The organism is Bacillus sp. NPDC094077, assembly GCF_050279465.1.
Lineage (GTDB): Bacteria > Bacillota > Bacilli > Bacillales > Bacillaceae_G > Bacillus_A.
Genome location: NZ_JBNNUF010000002.1, coordinates 25,400 through 41,185, shown reverse-complemented (window position 1 = coordinate 41,185; position 15,786 = coordinate 25,400). Strand labels below are relative to the sequence as shown.

18 protein-coding genes and 1 pseudogene are annotated in these 15,786 nt (G+C 35.2%); 4 read left to right on the top strand and 15 right to left on the bottom strand.

Annotated elements, in window-relative coordinates:
• Positions 1-350: 350 nt before the first annotated feature.
• The 3 genes and pseudogenes from ACQKNR_RS05155 to ACQKNR_RS05145 form a co-directional block, all read left to right on the top strand.
• Positions 351-578: pseudogene (locus ACQKNR_RS05155) on the top strand (tyrosine-type recombinase/integrase); the annotation flags it as partial.
• Between the two features lie 112 nt (positions 579-690).
• Positions 691-1,005, top strand: coding sequence for a thioredoxin family protein (locus tag ACQKNR_RS05150; protein WP_000658777.1), 315 nt, complete (start codon positions 691-693; stop codon positions 1,003-1,005).
• Positions 1,006-1,760: 755 nt separating this feature from the next.
• Entirely contained in the window at positions 1,761-2,642 is an 882-nt protein-coding gene (locus ACQKNR_RS05145; protein WP_427315876.1) for a cation diffusion facilitator family transporter, read from the top strand.
• Here ACQKNR_RS05145 and ACQKNR_RS05140 read toward each other — a convergent pair.
• The 5 genes from ACQKNR_RS05140 to ACQKNR_RS05120 all read right to left on the bottom strand — a co-directional run bounded on the left by ACQKNR_RS05140 (position 2,632) and on the right by ACQKNR_RS05120 (position 5,370).
• Positions 2,632-3,267 carry a phosphatase PAP2 family protein gene (locus ACQKNR_RS05140; protein WP_427315874.1) on the bottom strand — a complete coding sequence of 212 codons (636 nt, stop codon included), beginning with the start codon at positions 3,265-3,267 and terminating at the stop codon, positions 2,632-2,634. The genes ACQKNR_RS05145 and ACQKNR_RS05140 overlap by 11 nt on opposite strands.
• A 77-nt stretch (positions 3,268-3,344) precedes the next feature.
• Positions 3,345-4,100, bottom strand: a complete 756-nt coding sequence (locus ACQKNR_RS05135; RefSeq protein WP_427315872.1) for a sporulation protein — start codon at positions 4,098-4,100, stop codon at positions 3,345-3,347.
• Complete coding sequence (locus ACQKNR_RS05130) at positions 4,082-4,903, bottom strand: serine/threonine protein kinase (RefSeq protein ID WP_427315870.1); 822 nt, start codon at positions 4,901-4,903, stop codon at positions 4,082-4,084. Before ACQKNR_RS05130 ends, ACQKNR_RS05135 begins: the two co-directional genes overlap by 19 nt.
• Complete coding sequence (locus ACQKNR_RS05125) at positions 4,903-5,085, bottom strand: hypothetical protein (RefSeq protein WP_016088012.1); 183 nt, start codon at positions 5,083-5,085, stop codon at positions 4,903-4,905. Before ACQKNR_RS05125 ends, ACQKNR_RS05130 begins: the two co-directional genes overlap by 1 nt.
• Positions 5,086-5,193: 108 nt before the next feature.
• Positions 5,194-5,370 carry a YozD family protein gene (locus tag ACQKNR_RS05120; RefSeq protein ID WP_427315868.1) on the bottom strand — a complete coding sequence of 59 codons (177 nt, stop codon included), beginning with the start codon at positions 5,368-5,370 and terminating at the stop codon, positions 5,194-5,196.
• A gap of 149 nt (positions 5,371-5,519) precedes the next feature.
• Between ACQKNR_RS05120 and ACQKNR_RS05115 the strand changes: the two genes are divergently transcribed.
• Positions 5,520-5,675 (top strand): DUF3930 family protein, encoded by a 156-nt coding sequence (locus ACQKNR_RS05115; protein WP_002018281.1) that lies wholly within the window; start codon positions 5,520-5,522, stop codon positions 5,673-5,675.
• A gap of 4 nt (positions 5,676-5,679) precedes the next feature.
• On the opposite strand, the gene ACQKNR_RS05110 is transcribed toward ACQKNR_RS05115, so the two are convergent.
• The 10 genes from ACQKNR_RS05110 to ACQKNR_RS05065 all read right to left on the bottom strand — a co-directional run bounded on the left by ACQKNR_RS05110 (position 5,680) and on the right by ACQKNR_RS05065 (position 15,159).
• A complete protein-coding gene (locus ACQKNR_RS05110; protein ID WP_193414501.1) occupies positions 5,680-6,342 on the bottom strand; it encodes a hypothetical protein in 663 nt (220 codons plus the stop codon).
• Between the two features lie 243 nt (positions 6,343-6,585).
• A complete protein-coding gene (locus ACQKNR_RS05105) occupies positions 6,586-6,801 on the bottom strand; it encodes a YozE family protein (RefSeq protein ID WP_193414502.1) in 216 nt (71 codons plus the stop codon).
• A 72-nt stretch (positions 6,802-6,873) separates the two neighbouring features.
• Positions 6,874-7,146, bottom strand: coding sequence for a YokU family protein (locus ACQKNR_RS05100; RefSeq protein WP_000995764.1), 273 nt, complete (start codon positions 7,144-7,146; stop codon positions 6,874-6,876).
• Positions 7,143-8,564, bottom strand: coding sequence for a lysine 2,3-aminomutase (ablA, locus tag ACQKNR_RS05095; protein ID WP_427315865.1), 1,422 nt, complete (start codon positions 8,562-8,564; stop codon positions 7,143-7,145). The genes ACQKNR_RS05100 and ablA overlap by 4 nt, the downstream gene beginning before the upstream one ends.
• Before the next feature lie 210 nt (positions 8,565-8,774).
• A complete protein-coding gene (gene rocR / locus ACQKNR_RS05090; protein ID WP_427315864.1) occupies positions 8,775-10,160 on the bottom strand; it encodes an arginine utilization transcriptional regulator RocR in 1,386 nt (461 codons plus the stop codon).
• A gap of 175 nt (positions 10,161-10,335) precedes the next feature.
• Positions 10,336-11,226 carry a putative beta-lysine N-acetyltransferase gene (gene ablB / locus ACQKNR_RS05085; protein WP_427315863.1) on the bottom strand — a complete coding sequence of 297 codons (891 nt, stop codon included), beginning with the start codon at positions 11,224-11,226 and terminating at the stop codon, positions 10,336-10,338.
• The gene (locus ACQKNR_RS05080) at positions 11,223-12,491 is read right to left on the bottom strand and encodes a peptidase (RefSeq protein ID WP_427315861.1); all 1,269 of its coding nucleotides are present in this window, start codon (positions 12,489-12,491) and stop codon (positions 11,223-11,225) included. The genes ablB and ACQKNR_RS05080 overlap by 4 nt, the downstream gene beginning before the upstream one ends.
• Before the next feature lie 15 nt (positions 12,492-12,506).
• Positions 12,507-13,169, bottom strand: coding sequence for a CoA transferase subunit B (locus tag ACQKNR_RS05075; RefSeq protein WP_427315859.1), 663 nt, complete (start codon positions 13,167-13,169; stop codon positions 12,507-12,509).
• On the bottom strand, positions 13,154-13,852 hold the full coding sequence (gene atoD, locus ACQKNR_RS05070; protein WP_427315857.1) for an acetate CoA-transferase subunit alpha: 699 nt from the start codon (positions 13,850-13,852) through the stop codon (positions 13,154-13,156). The genes ACQKNR_RS05075 and atoD overlap by 16 nt, the downstream gene beginning before the upstream one ends.
• Entirely contained in the window at positions 13,849-15,159 is a 1,311-nt protein-coding gene (locus ACQKNR_RS05065; protein ID WP_193414509.1) for an aspartate aminotransferase family protein, read from the bottom strand. The genes atoD and ACQKNR_RS05065 overlap by 4 nt, the downstream gene beginning before the upstream one ends.
• Positions 15,160-15,786: the final 627 nt, after the last annotated feature.

The following is a 15,786-nucleotide window of genomic DNA, read 5'->3' as shown; positions in this document are numbered from 1 at the left end:
ATTTTTTAAAGTAAGCTTTAATATTTGAAAAAATGAGTTCTCCAAATGCACGTGGTATATATATGAACCATATCTTTAATATTGCCTTTGTTTCTCTACGACCAGAATCCCTCATCCAAACCAACCCTTTATTTGTATATATTTTCTTTTTAATACCAATAACAAGAAAATAATACCATATAAAAATTAATAATCTTTTTTTCGGAAAATTCCAAAACTTATTATCTTTTTTTCCAAAACAACAAGTAAGACGCTAAACCGATAACGGCAGCGCCTACAAGGATTTCTATTGGCTAAATCCACTTACGTGGTCCCAGTTACGCTAATTATATTTACTTTTGATAGGGTAACCCTTACAATTCAGAAGTTTGACACATCCCTAGAAAAAGCTTATAAAGAAAAGTGAGGTTCCTGTTATTCGGTTCCATGATCTAAAATATACCTATGCAATAATCATGTTAAAGCAGGGTATGTATCCGAAGATTGTAAGTTAACGATTAGGACATAGAAGAGTAGGTATCACACTGGACACCTACGCACATGTTTTCCAGTGACCTCAAGAGACTGTGGTGGATTAATTTACAAACGAATTATTTAGAAAGAAAAACTCTTGTTAGAAGTTTTCATTTCCATGCAATAATACCACCTAAATTATTCTAAATCTTAAAAGTGAAAAAGGAGAAACAAAACATGAAAGAAATCAAATCTGAACAAGAATTCAAAGACATCATCGCAAGTGAGGAGCCAGTAGTTGTTAAATTCTTTACTACATGGTGCCCAGATTGTGTGCGTATGGACAACTTCATCGGAGATGTAATGGAAGAGTTCAATAAGTTTGAATGGTATTCTATTAATAAAGATGAGTTCCCAAGTATTGCTGAAGAGTATCAAGTTATGGGTATTCCAAGCTTACTTGTATATCAAAATGGCGAAAAGCTAGGTCACTTACATAGCGCTAACGCAAAAACTGAAGAGCAAGTTACTGAGTTTTTAGAAGCATACTAAGAAACGAAAAAAACCTCTGAAAGAAGCTTCAGAGGTTTTTTATTTATTTACAAAATGATTTTTCGTAATAGTTTTGTCAATTCTTCGTTCGTATAGTATGTGGCTTCTTCATGGCCAATAAACATAATGATGCTTTCCCCCCTCTTCTCCAAGGTATAAATGCACACCATTCGTATCTCTATTTTTATCCCGCATTAACGAGCAGTAAGACTCCCACCTCAAAATTCGACTGTAAATCAAAAAAGTTTGGAGGGAGATCAACTGCCCACTACTCATTAAAGTTTCACTTTATATGTAATGAGTAAATTAAATTGTGGTTTCTTATTATTGTCTTAAATAATGTATTGGCTTTTTTTATTTTTATGTTCAGTTCTTCTATTGTAATGAAATAATCTTCATTCAAACCACCGTATCCTTAAAATGTGGATATGGATAACTTAGAAATATTCTTTATTTGCCATCCATTCTTCATTTATGGTATTACATCCAGTTGTTATGAAAAAAATACATAGTAAAGATATGATTCGGTACTTCATCTTAATCCCAACCCAACCCAACCCTTCTTGTAAAATAATGATGCGTATTATGCCAATTATTACTTTGCACTTTACAACATATTTTTCCTTAACGAAACTTTGTTATCCTCTACTTAAAAAGCTATAAAACATCAACAATGTTTGTATAGACCCACACGAGTTTCGTTTGATATTCTATTTATAGAAAGAAATTCCTTTAAAGAAAGGTGAGTGATTAAAATGGATACTCTTTCTCATAAAGAAACTGATAAAGGTGCTATTGTCAGCATTATGGCCTACATATTTTTATCCTCTATGAAAATCATCATCAGTTATATTACCCTCTCTAGCGCATTACGTGCTGACGGTTTAAATAATTTAACGGATATAGGTGCTTCTTTAGCTATATTAATTGGCCTAAAAATTTCTCGTAAACCTCGAGATCCAGATCATCCATATGGACATTCGCGTGCAGAACAAATCGCATCGCTAGTTGCTTCTTTCATTATGGCAACGGTCGGATTAGAAGTTGTTATTAGTGCCGTTCAATCTTTTTTAAATCCGAAACAAGCAGCGCCTAATGTACTTGCTGCGTGGGTAGCTTTATTTTCTGCTGTCGTTATGTACTGTGTATACTTGTATACGAAAAAAATTGCAGCGCGAACAAATAGTAAATCATTAGAAGCTGCTGCAAAGGATAATTTATCAGATGCACTCGTAAGTATCGGAACAGTAGTAGGTATTGTCGGTTCACAGTTTCAAATGCCTATTTTAGATCCTATTGCCGCTTTAATTGTCGGCTTTATAATTTGTAAAACTGCATGGGATATTTTCGTGGAAGCTTCTCATATGCTAACAGATGGAATTGATCCTGATAAAATGGAAGAATATGCTGATGCGATTGAACATATTTTAGGTGTAGAAAATATTGTAGATATTCGGGCCCGTATGTATGGGAATCAAACGTACGTTGATATTACAATCGAGGTAGATGCTCGTATGGATGTTGGAGAAAGTCACTGTATTACTGACAACATCGAAGCCATGCTTCGAAAAAAGTTTGGAATTTACCATGCACACATTCATGTTGAACCAATGGAAAAAGAACCTATTATGATATAGGTTCTTTTTTAATGAACGCTTTATGAAATATAACACATAAAACGAGCCAGCTACCGCCAGCTGCCCATCCTGCTAATATGTCAGATGGATAGTGCACGCCAAGATATATTCGGCTAACTGAAATAGATAATACAACAAAGCTTGCTATAAGAATAATCAACAATTTTTTATGCAATGAAATACGCTCTTCAGTAATTGTGACGTATGCAATAAATCCTAAAAAAGCAGTAGCATTCATCGTATGACCGCTCGGAAAACTATATCCAGTTGCCGTAACAAGCTGTGACACATCAGGTCTTGCTCGTTCGTACCATAGTTTAAGCATACTGTTCAAATAACGAGATCCGTAGTAATTAATGGTTAGAAGTAATGCACTAAGCAACTTTTTTCTAACGAGAAAATACATTACAAGGATAATGAGTAACGGAAAATATATTCTTTTGGAACCGATAAAAGACACCCAAGTAAAATATACAGTCAAATATTCGTTTCGGAAACTTTGAATAAAGTGTGCAACTACATTATCAAATTTTTCAATACAAGCGGTATGATACGAAAGTGATAGTACGACAAAACAAATAAGTAGAGTAAAGCTTAACAAGTATAAATGTCGATATCGTTTCACATACATAACCTCACTATGCAAAAAAATGGAGCGGTTGTTTTAGTTTCCCTCTCCATTTCTTTTTTATGCATAGATTTTTAAAAAATATAATTGTTAATTTTTTGTTGCATCACTGGGATATCTTCACTCGTTACTGTAAAGCGAATAACCTTCTCATCAAGATCAAGCGCTTCTGCGAATAAACCAGCTAATCCACGTGATTTTCTATCTACTTCCATAATGATTTCTAATCGGTCGTGAGAGCTTGGCAAGATTAATAATTCTAATTCATCTAATTTCCCATGATACTGTCCTGAAACAGGAATAAACTCAAATTCTTGCGCGAATGGTACTTGCTTACGTAATCGATACGGTAATTCTTCGCATTCTATATGACGCGCTTTAAAACCTAATTGATTTACACTTTCTAATACACTTTTTAATAGTGCGTTCGGCAACACTTGAATATAATCACGGTCACTTGGGTCTATACTGCGTTTAATATCAAGGCCTGTATGAACCCAAACCGTTTTCATTCCAAGTGTTAAGGGTGCTTCAATTGGCATTGGAAACGAAAATGGAATTTCAACTTTTTCATTTGACCCTATAGAAAATGGGTCTGTTAAGCGAACTCGCTCTAAATCATACGTTGCCGTTACTTTTTTATCATCCACTTCTCGTACATACGATGTCGATAACGTTAAGTAAATGCTTTCAATTTGTTGGCTAACTGATCCTCCAGTTATATGAACCTTCCCTACTATCTCTTCTCCAACTACATACTCATCTTTTTCAAGAACAGTATCTACTTTTGCACTTCCAATACCAACGCTTGCTAAAAACTTTTGAAACAAGGGATCTCCATCCTTTCTAAAGCAAAAGCTACATCTTTTTTTAAATCTTCTACATTCTCATAGTACGGCGTTTTCATTTGTAACATTTTCATCAGCGTTTCGCGATTATATTCTTCTAGCACTAGCTCTTCATACCATGGTCTCTCTTTTTTTTCAGAAGATTCATAGCCAGCATACAACAAAAATAAAGCAAAATGACCAAGCGCATAAAAATCACTACGAAAGTGAACTTCTCGCATCAAAGCTTGTTCACCTTCATAAATAGTCGCCCGCTCATCTACTTCATCATTAAATTTCGCTAATCCAAAATCAATAATACTAATTTGATTTTCTTTCATTAATATATTCGGAATACGTAAATCTCGGTGAATAATACCCTTACTATGAAAATATGAAATAATTCCTAACAATTCATATAAAATTTCAAAAACTTCCCGCTCTTTATATACATGCCCATCTAAGAAAATATAATCTTCGAAATTTTTACCAGGCATATACTCCATCACAAAAAAGCTCTTTTTCTCCCATACAAAATGATCATATAGACTAGGAATTGCGTGATGATTTAATGCTTGTAAAATCAGTTTCTCTTGCTCAAATGATTTTCTACCAGACTCATATCTTTGTTTACTTCGTCTTAATTGTTTTAAGACTTTATTTCTATTTATTTGTAAATCATTAACGACATATGTAACCCCATAACTGCCCATTCCAATTACAGATTCAATTTTATAACGTTCTGCAACTATTGTGTTTTTTCGCAGTGGTCTATCAAATAAAGCTAGTACACGACGCCATTTCATCAGCTACTTGAAAAGAAGCTACGGCTTTTACGTTTTCTTTTATAATGCTGGTGTCCATAACCAGATGAACGTCGTTTATAATCACTACTTGAATAAGAACGTCCTCTATGGCGATAATCACTACTTGAATACGAACGATATTTTTTCTTTCCTAATAAAGAATCAATAATTTTTTTGAACATCCCTTCACCTCTTGAGTAAAATTTTTTTAATTATACCAATAATATTCGACTTTGTTTGTGACAAGTTTGTAAAGAGTAAAAAACGACGAGTTAAGCCCGTCGTTACTTTCAATCTTCTTCATCAAAAACTTCATCAATCATACATTTCTCTAATAAGTACTCGAATGTAATATCTGCTAGATCTTCAATTTCTTCTCGTTTTGGGACGTATCCTCTTTCAATTAGTTGCTCATAAAAAAACTCCGCAATCTCTTCCGTATCAATTACGACTTCAATTTCCTTCATGAGCATCACTCCTTTATTTCTGTTTTATGAAAAAATCTCAAAATTATGTATATGAGATTAGAAAAATTATTTTTCTTTTTTTATAGGTTATATCATTTGGACGAGATGCATACGATTGTAGTACAAGCTATTCAAAGGGGGAAATAATAATGGAATATCAATATGAAGTAGAACAAACAAAAGAAGAGTTCATGCATGAAGATCAATGGGCAGACTCTCTTATTAAATGGCTTTTTATTTTTTTAATAATTGTAGGCATACCTTATACTGCATATGTTGTTGTTCAATTTATTCTCTCTTTCTAGTTAACTATTTTTTCTCTGTCAATTTAACTAAATAATTATGAACAACATCCATAACAATTTTATATTCTTCATCTTTAAATGTATCGAATAACAATTGATAATCGTTATAAATATCAAGTAACCCATCAATGATTTCTTGACGATTTGTCTTAACACTCACTTTTTTCGAGTTGTTAATTGACTTTAATTTTCCTAAATCCAATTTATTCATGCCAGCTTTATCTTGCTTCATTTTCTTCAAAATTGCATTTGCCGTTTGAGCATTGGCAAGTAAAGTTAAATCTGATTCATCCGCTTCTAACCATTCACCATCCGTAATTCGTGATAACTCATATATTGTATCTTCCCATGCGTCATTTTTATATCTCCATACCTCTGTACGAAAACCAACAATACGGAAAACATCTTTATCATATCCAGTTACTTGCACGAGATCACCAAATGTGAAATTATAATTTAATTCAATCCACTCAGTTTCACCTTTTTTCATATCTTGCTCAGTAACGTGCTGCAGTGTTTGTTCTACGTAAAATCCATCGTGATTATTTACTTCGTATACGTAAACTCCATCTAATAACTTCATATTTGTAATTTTCCCAACGGTTCCATATAGCGTAATCACGACTATGTCCCCTACGTTATATTTAGGTTGTTTTTTTCTTGCCATCTCTATCTCTCCTTTTTTTGACGTCGTGATTTTGATAACAGTATATGCAACCTACATAAAAACGCTTATCACAGAAGCTTATATTCATAAATTTTTTCAATAAAAAATATAACCACATAGAATTTATGTAAAACACAAAAAAAGCTAGTGTATGTAAACTAGCTTTACGTCAAGAAAATTTCAATAAAAAACATACGGAATACTTCACTTCTTAGCGTATACATTTACTGCTTCATATCATTTTCATCTCTCTTGTATGTATAAATCCCATGCTTCATCAAATATAGACATACTTTCTAGCATTCCACTTAACTCTAAGTATGAACTAATTTCATCATAGTCTTCAGATTGCTTCGGAAAACTTAAATCATCATACATTGCCTCTGCTAAATCTGATATTTCATTTTTTAATAAAGCTGCACGATGCTTCATCATATAGTGGTAAAATGTCTTTTTCAAAAATATTCCCTACCTTTCTAACTTGGATACATTATACAAGGCAAAAAAGAAAAAAACCAGCATAAAAGCTGGTTAAAAGTCAAAATAATTCCTTTTTAATAGTCGTGGTCTTCCCATCAACTCTTCATACGTTAATTGCTTTGGCAAATCTTTCGTATAAATTAAAAACAATTGATCTTCAATTTCTTTTACAGTTTGATCTGATTGATAGTCCATTCCACATGAGGAACAAGAAATACATGGTGTCTCTTGGATTTCAATGGCTTTCGTACCATCTGGTAATTCCCAATATACAGTATTCAAGCTTTCTTTCGCTTCTGTACTGTCACACCACATACAATTCATACTGCATCACCCTCAGTTTTTTTGTCATTTTCTTCTAATTTAGCCATTTGCGCTTGATACTTTTTATCTTTAAGTTGGTCACGCTTATCACGTTTATCTTTTAAAGAGGCATGAGTTTCATTATCTTCATAGTCTTTACGACGGTTCATACGCTGTAAGTCGTCTGGAACAAGGTTAAATTTCTTATCGCTCATAAGACCTGCGATACCAACGTCAGAACGTTTCTCTTCATAAGTCGGATAAATCTCTTTAAAGTATCCTTCTGCTCTTCCTGGGATATAATTTTCTGGTTCTGGATACGTCGTAATAACACCTTCAAAGTTACGAAGAACAACTTTATCCGCACTTTGTGAAATTAAATAGTTCGGCTGTAGCGCAATTTTTCCGCCTCCGCCCGGTGCATCAACAACGAATGTTGGTACTGCATAACCAGATGTATGCCCGCGTAAGCCTTCAATAATTTCAAGACCTTTAGAAACAGGTGCACGGAAATGGCCGATACCTTCAGATAAGTCACATTGATAAATGTAGTATGGACGTACACGGATTTTTACTAAGTCATGCATAAGCTTTTTCATAATTGGAACGCTGTCGTTAATACCTGCTAAAATTACTGCTTGGTTTCCAATTGGAACACCAGCGTTCGCTAGCATTTCACATGCTTTTTTCGATTCCTCTGTAATTTCAATAGAAGTGTTGAAATGTGTATTTAACCATACTGGATGGTATTTTTTAATAATATTACATAAGTTTTCTGTAATACGCTGCGGGAATACTACTGGCGCTCTCGTTCCGATACGAATAATCTCAACATGTGGAATTTCGCGTAAATTTTTTAATACATATTCTAAAATTTTATCGTTAATTAGAAGACCGTCACCACCGGAGATTAATACATCTCGTACTTGTGGTGTTTCACGAATGTAAGCAATTGCATCGTCTAATTGTTTCTTCGGTACACCCATTCCAATTTGTCCACTAAAACGACGGCGTGTACAGTAACGACAATACATAGAACATTGATTTGTTACTAAGAATAATACGCGGTCAGGATAACGATGTGTTAGCCCTGGAACCGGTGAATCTTCATCTTCATGAAGCGGATCTTCTAAATCATATTTTGTTTTATATAATTCTTCCGAGATCGGTACTGATTGCATCCGAATCGGACAGCGTGGGTCATCAGGATTCATTAGCCAAGCATAGTACGGTGTAATATTTAACGGGATCGTTTTCGTTGAAATTTTAACGCCCTCTTCTTCTTCAGGTGTTAAGTTAATCACTTTCTTTAAATCATCTAAAGTTTTGATCGTATTCGTTAATTGCCAAACCCAATCATTCCATTGTTCTTCTGTGACATCTTTCCATAATTCGATATCCTTCCAGTGACGATTTGGTTTGTATACATCATGTAACATTGCTATTCCCCCTTTTTATACGCTCATCCTTTATATAAGCAATAGTTATGCCAACTTTATATTGTTGATAAGTAAATGTGCGGAGAATCCTATTACATAAGCGAAAAAATATTTTTAAGCGCAGTATTAAATCAATACATATTATCATATTCATTACTTTTTATATATGTAAACGCTCTTTTATTGGTGCAAACACACAAAAACCGCCGATTATTCGGCAGTTTTGTCGTACTTGCTCAATTTATATTGAAGCGTTTGGCGAGGAATACCTAACATTTTTGCAGCTTGTAATATATTCCCTTCCGTTTCAATCAACGCTTGATCTATTAATTCCTTTTCTGTTTGATGAAGTGCTTCTCTAAGTGGTAGTATACTTTTCTTCTTCGAGAGCTTCTCTTTCCGAAATGTTCGTGGTAAACAATTTGCAGTTAATGTATTACCTTCTGTAATAATAACAGCATGTTCAATTGTATGTTTTAACTCACGAACATTTCCAGGCCACTGATAGGCTTGTAGTCTTTCTTTCGCTATCTTATCAATTTGAAGTACACCTTTTTTATAACTTTTATTATATTCTTTCAAGAAATATGACGCTAACAATAATACATCCTCGGTTCTTTCGCGTAGTGGCGGGATATATAGTGAAAACACATTTAATCTATAATATAAATCAGTACGAATTTTATTCTCTCTTAAACATACTTCTGGCGGCTGATTCATTGCGGTAATAACGCGAACATCTACTTTCCTCGTCTTATTATCACCAATTCTTCTAATGACTCCATCTTCTAATACTCGTAACATTTTCGCTTGTAAATCAAGTGGCATTGAATTCAGTTCGTCTAAAAATAATGTTCCGCCATCTACAAGTTCAAATAGCCCCGCTCTTTCAATTGCCCCTGTATAGCTACCTTTTGTCGTTCCAAATAATAAGCTTTCTAATAATGATTCTGGCAACGCTGCGCAATTTTGAGCAATAAATGGCTTATTTTTTCGTTTAGAGGCTTCATGAATCGCTTGTACAAATAGCTCTTTTCCTGTTCCTGTTTCACCATATATTAAAACATTCGCATCAGTTGGTGCTACTTTTTGTGCTAACTCTTTCGTTTGTTTAAACCTTGTATCATTTGTCACTATTGTCTCAAATGCAACATGCTTTTTTACCGTTTTTTTACTAGATGTTCGCTTTATTTTCGACTGTAAATCGACAATTGTATCAGTAAGTTTTTGAATTGTAGAATAGTCCTTTGCAATTTCAACAGCACCAGCAATATTCCCCTCTATAAAAATAGGTAACGTCGTATTTACTGTACAAACATCTTCTCCATTTAAATTTTGATAGTGCTGCACTTGATGTACAATTGGTTTTTTTGTATCTAATACTTTCATCAATGTACTCGTTTCCCTAGTTAAAGATGGGAACACCTCTAACAAATGCTTTCCTAACACTTTTTCAATTTTGGATCCATCGTGTTTTGCAGCCACTGTATTATAAAAAATTGTAATACCATTTTCATCTACTGCGTGTATAGCCTCATCAATACTGCCCAAAATCGCTTCAATGACTTCTTGTGTCGAAACTGCTAGCAATGTCATCCCCCCTCTTGCCGAAAATTCAGCAAATACTATGCTGGATTTTCGGCATACCTATGTGCGATTATAAGCATGACGATTCCGTTCTATTATTTTGATGAAATTTATTTTTGATTAGTTAAAGTAAAACTTTAATCAGTCTGGCTGTTACGAGTAGCCAGACTCCCACCTAACTTCTTTATTTTACAGCCGAATTTTGAGGTGGGAGTCTTAATGCTCGCGAATAGCGGGATAAATCTTTTACCCATATATTCATATCTTCCAACTTATCAAAAATGTAGCAATTGTTCGCCAGTCTTCCTGTATATGTATAGCCTAACTGATGAAAGGCCGCATTCATACCGAAAGATAGCGATCGAGCAATTGTATAGGAACAGAAAATAGATTTTTCTTGAAGCTCTTCTTCTAACTTTATTAGTAAGCTTTTCATAAACCCGTGTTTACGATATTCAGGTAAAGTCGCACAATTCGTTAATTCTGCATTTCCTTCCTTTACGTTCATTTCTGCAGACGCTGTACTAATGATTTTCCCCTCAAATTCATACACATAGTAAATTGTATCGTCTTCTTTCATCGTCTGTAATACATAACTTGCTTCATTTAAAGGTGTCGGATAAACTTCAAATACTTTTCCAAAGACAGTTGCTAATTCTTCTGCATCTTCTTCAGTCGCTTTTCTTAACAGAAATTTCTCCGGGACTACTTTTTCCTTTACTTCTTTTGCTTTTACACCACTTAAAATAGTATCTTCCTCAGACCAATGAATACTATTTCGTCTTTCATCATTATTATACTTCACAAAGAAGTATGCATCGTGTCCTTGAAAATAATGTGGGATCGTTGCTTCCAATAAGAAACCGAAAGAGAGCCATGTTGAAACATGCTCTCCCTTTCCTTTAATAATACATTTAGTGAAAGAATGTTTCTCTGCTAGTCCGTCAATTGTCCGTATTATACTTTCGACATTTCCTGTATAGTGATCTACTCGAATACGTTTATTAAAATAATCTAAAACTCCTTCTACTGTATGGCAATTTGTCTCTTCTTTAAAAGATTCATAGTATTTCATTTTTTCACCTCACACCAATCTAGTAATGTACATGCAATAATTTTTGCAGCAGCTATCATTTTATCAATTTCTATATATTCGTTTGGATAGTGTGCTACTTTCGTCTCTCCTGGGCCAAATACTATCGTTGGTACGTTGGCGATTTGTGTAAATAAACCTCCATCAGTCCCCCACGGAGATGCTTCAATAATTGGCTCGTTCCCCTCGATTTCAACAAAGTTATGCTGAAGTGTTGTAATTAGCTCATGATTTTCTTCTAGTTCACCAGGAACCCATCTCGCCCCAAACCATTCTACTTCTACTGGATGTTCAACAAACCAATTGTCCACATCATTTAATGCAGCGATCCAACTCTCAAACTCTTCTTTTGCTGCCTCTATAGTCTCATTCGGCGCAATACCACATCTTCCTTCTAAAATTAACGAATCAGGAACAGAACTTGGCCAGCTACCACCTTCAATTTTCCCAATATTAATTGGAATTGGAATCGGAATTCCTTTAAATAACGGATCTGTAATTCGACCATTTCTCTTCTCTTCTAATTTTCTCAAATGATCTACAACAAACATACTTTTTTCAATTGCACTTACTCCTTCATAGCGTGTACCACCGTGTGCTGCTTTCCCTTTCACATGTAGGCGAAACCACATAGACCCTTGTTGTTTCGGGAAAAACTTCATATTAGTCGGCTCTGGAATAATTACACCATCTGCCTTATATCCTCGTAATATAGTCGCTAATGTTCCTGCCCCGCCACTTTCTTCTTCAATTACACTTTGAAAATAAATATCTCCTTTTAATTCAATACCAGATTCAATAATCGCTTCCATCGCAAGCATAAGTGCGACATTGCCGCCTTTCATATCTGTCGTTCCACGGCCATATATACGATTCCCTATTTTCTCACCACTATAAGGGTGATGGTCCCACTGATTCACATCTCCTTCTGGTACTACATCAATATGCCCATTTAATATCATAGATTTTCCATCGCCACTCCCTTTAAGAGTTGCCACAATGTTCGGGCTATCTGAAAAACTTGTACGCGGTGATACAAAATAAGGATGATCTTTCATTTTAGAAAAAGAAGGTTCCCAAATATCAAGCTCTAAACCTAGCTCACGTAACTTTTCAATTACAATTGCCTGCGCACCACTTTCATCACCAGATACGCTCTTTTCTTGAATTAATCGTTTTAAAAATTTTACACTTTCCTCTTCATGACTCTCAATATAGTCACAAATTTTCTTTTTTAATTTCTCCATATATGACGACTCCTCTCAATCAATTACTAGTAGACTAGGGCTTATATGAAATTTAGCTTCTGTATGTCTTTTTACATCTTCCACTGTGTATGGGCTCATTAATTCTTGCAAAATTAGACCATTAGGAGTTATCTCCATTACAGCCATTTCTGTAACAATTAAATCTACACATCTTTTTGAAGTTAGTGGTAATGTACACTCCGAAACAATTTTTGCATTTCCATATTTATCAACATGATTCATCACAACAACGACCCGCTTCGCTTTTTGTGCTAAATCCATCGCTCCCCCAATACCTGGAACGCGTTTCCCTGGTACAATCCAGTTTGCTAAATCACCATTTTCACTCACTTGTAATGAACCAAGAATCGTTATATCTAGTAACCCTTTCCGAATCATCCCAAACGCTGTACAGCTATCGAAATAACTCGCTCCTGTAATAAGAGAAGTTGGTAAACCTGCTGCGTTACATAAATTTTCATCTTCTTTCCCTTTACTTGGCGTTGGTCCCATACCGACAATTCCATTTTCCGCATGAAACATAACATTCATATCATCAGGCAAATGATTCGGTACAAGCGATGGTATACCAATACCTAAATTTACAATCATTCCATTTTGAATTTCTTTCGCCGCACGTCGTGCAATCTTATCTCTCACTTCTACGCCCATACCCATTTCCAGTTCACTCCTTCCGACGGTACGATATAATTTACGAAAACACCTGGAACGACGATTTCCTCTGGATCTAAACTTCCAAGTGGAACAATTTCTTCTGCTTCTACAATTGTTATATCACCAGCCATAGCTACGTGAGGATTCATATTCCGCGCACTTTTATCGAAAACAAGATTACCAAACGGATCTGCCTTTTTCGCATATACAATCGCAACTTCAGCAGTTAATGCCGCTTCAACTAAATATGTCTTACCGTTCATTTCAACTGTTCGTTTTCCCTCTTCTACAATCGTATCAACACCAACGTCAACTAAAATACCGCCAAGTCCGACGCCACCAGCACGAATACGCTCTGCTAATGTTCCTTGCGGAGAAAACTCAATTTGTAATCTTCCTTCGTTTAGCTGTCTTCCTGCATTTGGATTTGAACCAATATGAGAGGTAATTAATGATTTAACTCTTTCATTCGTAACAAGACGACCGATACCTACATCAGGAAATCCAGTATCATTTCCTATTAAATTTAAATTTGTAACTCCTTTATCTAAAATAGCCTGTATTAAAGACGGAGGGGATCCAATCCCCCCAAATCCTCCAAACATTAATGTCATATCATCATGGAACAAAGAAATTAATTCCTCTATTTCTTTTAATTTACCGAATGTATTTGTAATAGTTGTCATGCGATACTGTGCCCTCCTTTTTGCATCATTTCTTCCACACTTTTTGCAAAAATTGAAAGTAATTCATCTAACTCGGAATATGTAGTTGTCATTGGCGGTGCCACAAGCAGTGCACTATCTTCTTTTCCTGCTTGCCCTGACACAGCTTGATATAAAAGAAGACCATTTTTAGCTGCAACCGAAATAAGCTCTGAAGCCTTTGTAAACGGTTGCAATTCTACTCCGATCAGCAATCCTTTTCCTCGCACATCTGCAATGATTGTCGATTGTTGCTGAACTTTCTGTAGACCCTTAATTAAATACTCTCCCTTTTCTGCTGTTTTTTCAGGTAGATTATGTTTCTCCATATATTCAATAACAGCTAGAGCAGTTGCTGCGGACAATGGATTTGCACTTAATGTATGCCCACTCATAACAGAACGTGATCCGCGTAAAATTGGCTCCATAACACGGTCACTTACAATCGTCGCTGCCATCGGTGTATACCCCGCTCCTAATCCCTTACCAAGCGTCATAATATCCGGTTCTACACCCCAATGCTCCATTGCAAACCATGCACCAGTACGGCCAAGCCCAGTCATTACTTCATCTGCAATAAATAAAATATCGTAATGACTACAAATATCTTTAATGACTTTATAATATTCTTTCGGCGGAACAACCGCGCCGCCAGCTGCTCCAATAATAGGTTCAGCAATAAAAGCTGCAATATGCTCTGCACCAATTCGATCAATTGATCTTTCTAATTCAGTCGCACAAGCAAGCTGACAAGTTGGATATACCTTTTGTACAGGACATCTGAAACAGTATGGAGCTGGAATAGTTGGATAATCTTCCAAAATAGATACGAAACGTTGTCTGCGCAGCGGATGCCCAGACATTGATAAAGCACCCATCGTAATACCGTGATAGCTCATCCATCGCGATAAAATTTTATGTTTCCCTTGAATACCGCGCTCCTGAAAATGCTGAATGGCAATTTTCATAGCTGTTTCATTTGCTTCTGTACCACTATTTACAAAAAAGCTCCAGTTCAAATCTCCAACACTTAAATCACTTAACTTCTTTGCTAATTTTTCAGCTGGTTCACTTGTAAACTGTGATCTATATACGAAGGCAATCTCCTCTGCCTGCTTTTTAATAACTTCCGCAATCTCCTTTACGCCATGCCCAATACCTGCCGTAATTGCTCCTGACGAGCCATCAAAATATTTATTACCGTTTTGATCATACAAATACACACCTTTTCCATGTGAAATCATTGGATACGGCTGACCAACAAGTGGTTTAATTAAGTAATCGCGCATAGCGCTCCCCCATTTCTCCAATTTGTATATATATATGAAGAAAATTGACGTTTCTTTCATAAAAAAGAATCCTCTGCATAAGCAGTGAATTTATCAAAAAACTATTATAAAATATACAAATGAGTGCTAATAAATGTTTTAAAACAGAAAATTCAGAACTCAAAACGAAGACCAATCCTTACCTATACGCTCAAATAACCCTCCCTTATATAAAATAAATATACTACTAAATGTTTTCCTAACATAATGCCAGCTCCCCTCGAATGCCGACATTGTGTAAACTTCGACGGAACTCCCGTTAAACTCCTTCCTATTGTCCTACTTTATATTGCATATTTTCAAACAAATTTCGACAATCCATCATACTAAACGGATAACAATCACTCTTAAAATAACTGATATTTAACATATAGTATCTTCAATTTTAAACGTAAAAAAAGAACCGATTAACCCACATTAATCAGTTCAGCACGACGCTCTTTTATCGGTTATTACCATTATGAAAAACATAGTGCAGATTCATAATGTATACTACAACCTTTAGCACATCAACCTTCATAACTTCATTCGATCATTGCCGGGATATCCCCATCCCAAGGTGCACTCCTTCCCTCAAAGTAAAACTAC

Bases quoted from the DNA above. Each gene is read 5' to 3' on its own strand.
- ACQKNR_RS05150 (WP_000658777.1), top strand. From the start codon at position 691: ATGAAAGAAATCAAATCTGAACAAGAATTCAAAGACATCATCGCAAGT.
- ACQKNR_RS05145 (WP_427315876.1), top strand. From the start codon at position 1,761: ATGGATACTCTTTCTCATAAAGAAACTGATAAAGGTGCTATTGTCAGC.
- ACQKNR_RS05130 (WP_427315870.1), bottom strand. From the start codon at position 4,903: ATGAAATGGCGTCGTGTACTAGCTTTATTTGATAGACCACTGCGAAAA.
- ACQKNR_RS05125 (WP_016088012.1), bottom strand. From the start codon at position 5,085: ATGTTCAAAAAAATTATTGATTCTTTATTAGGAAAGAAAAAATATCGT.
- ACQKNR_RS05120 (WP_427315868.1), bottom strand. From the start codon at position 5,370: ATGAAGGAAATTGAAGTCGTAATTGATACGGAAGAGATTGCGGAGTTT.
- ACQKNR_RS05115 (WP_002018281.1), top strand. From the start codon at position 5,520: ATGGAATATCAATATGAAGTAGAACAAACAAAAGAAGAGTTCATGCAT.
- ACQKNR_RS05110 (WP_193414501.1), bottom strand. From the start codon at position 6,342: ATGGCAAGAAAAAAACAACCTAAATATAACGTAGGGGACATAGTCGTG.
- ACQKNR_RS05100 (WP_000995764.1), bottom strand. From the start codon at position 7,146: ATGAATTGTATGTGGTGTGACAGTACAGAAGCGAAAGAAAGCTTGAAT.
- ablA (WP_427315865.1), bottom strand. From the start codon at position 8,564: ATGTTACATGATGTATACAAACCAAATCGTCACTGGAAGGATATCGAA.
- rocR (WP_427315864.1), bottom strand. From the start codon at position 10,160: ATGACATTGCTAGCAGTTTCGACACAAGAAGTCATTGAAGCGATTTTG.
- ablB (WP_427315863.1), bottom strand. From the start codon at position 11,226: ATGAAATACTATGAATCTTTTAAAGAAGAGACAAATTGCCATACAGTA.
- ACQKNR_RS05080 (WP_427315861.1), bottom strand. From the start codon at position 12,491: ATGGAGAAATTAAAAAAGAAAATTTGTGACTATATTGAGAGTCATGAA.
- ACQKNR_RS05075 (WP_427315859.1), bottom strand. From the start codon at position 13,169: ATGGGTATGGGCGTAGAAGTGAGAGATAAGATTGCACGACGTGCGGCG.
- atoD (WP_427315857.1), bottom strand. From the start codon at position 13,852: ATGACAACTATTACAAATACATTCGGTAAATTAAAAGAAATAGAGGAA.
- ACQKNR_RS05065 (WP_193414509.1), bottom strand. From the start codon at position 15,159: ATGCGCGATTACTTAATTAAACCACTTGTTGGTCAGCCGTATCCAATG.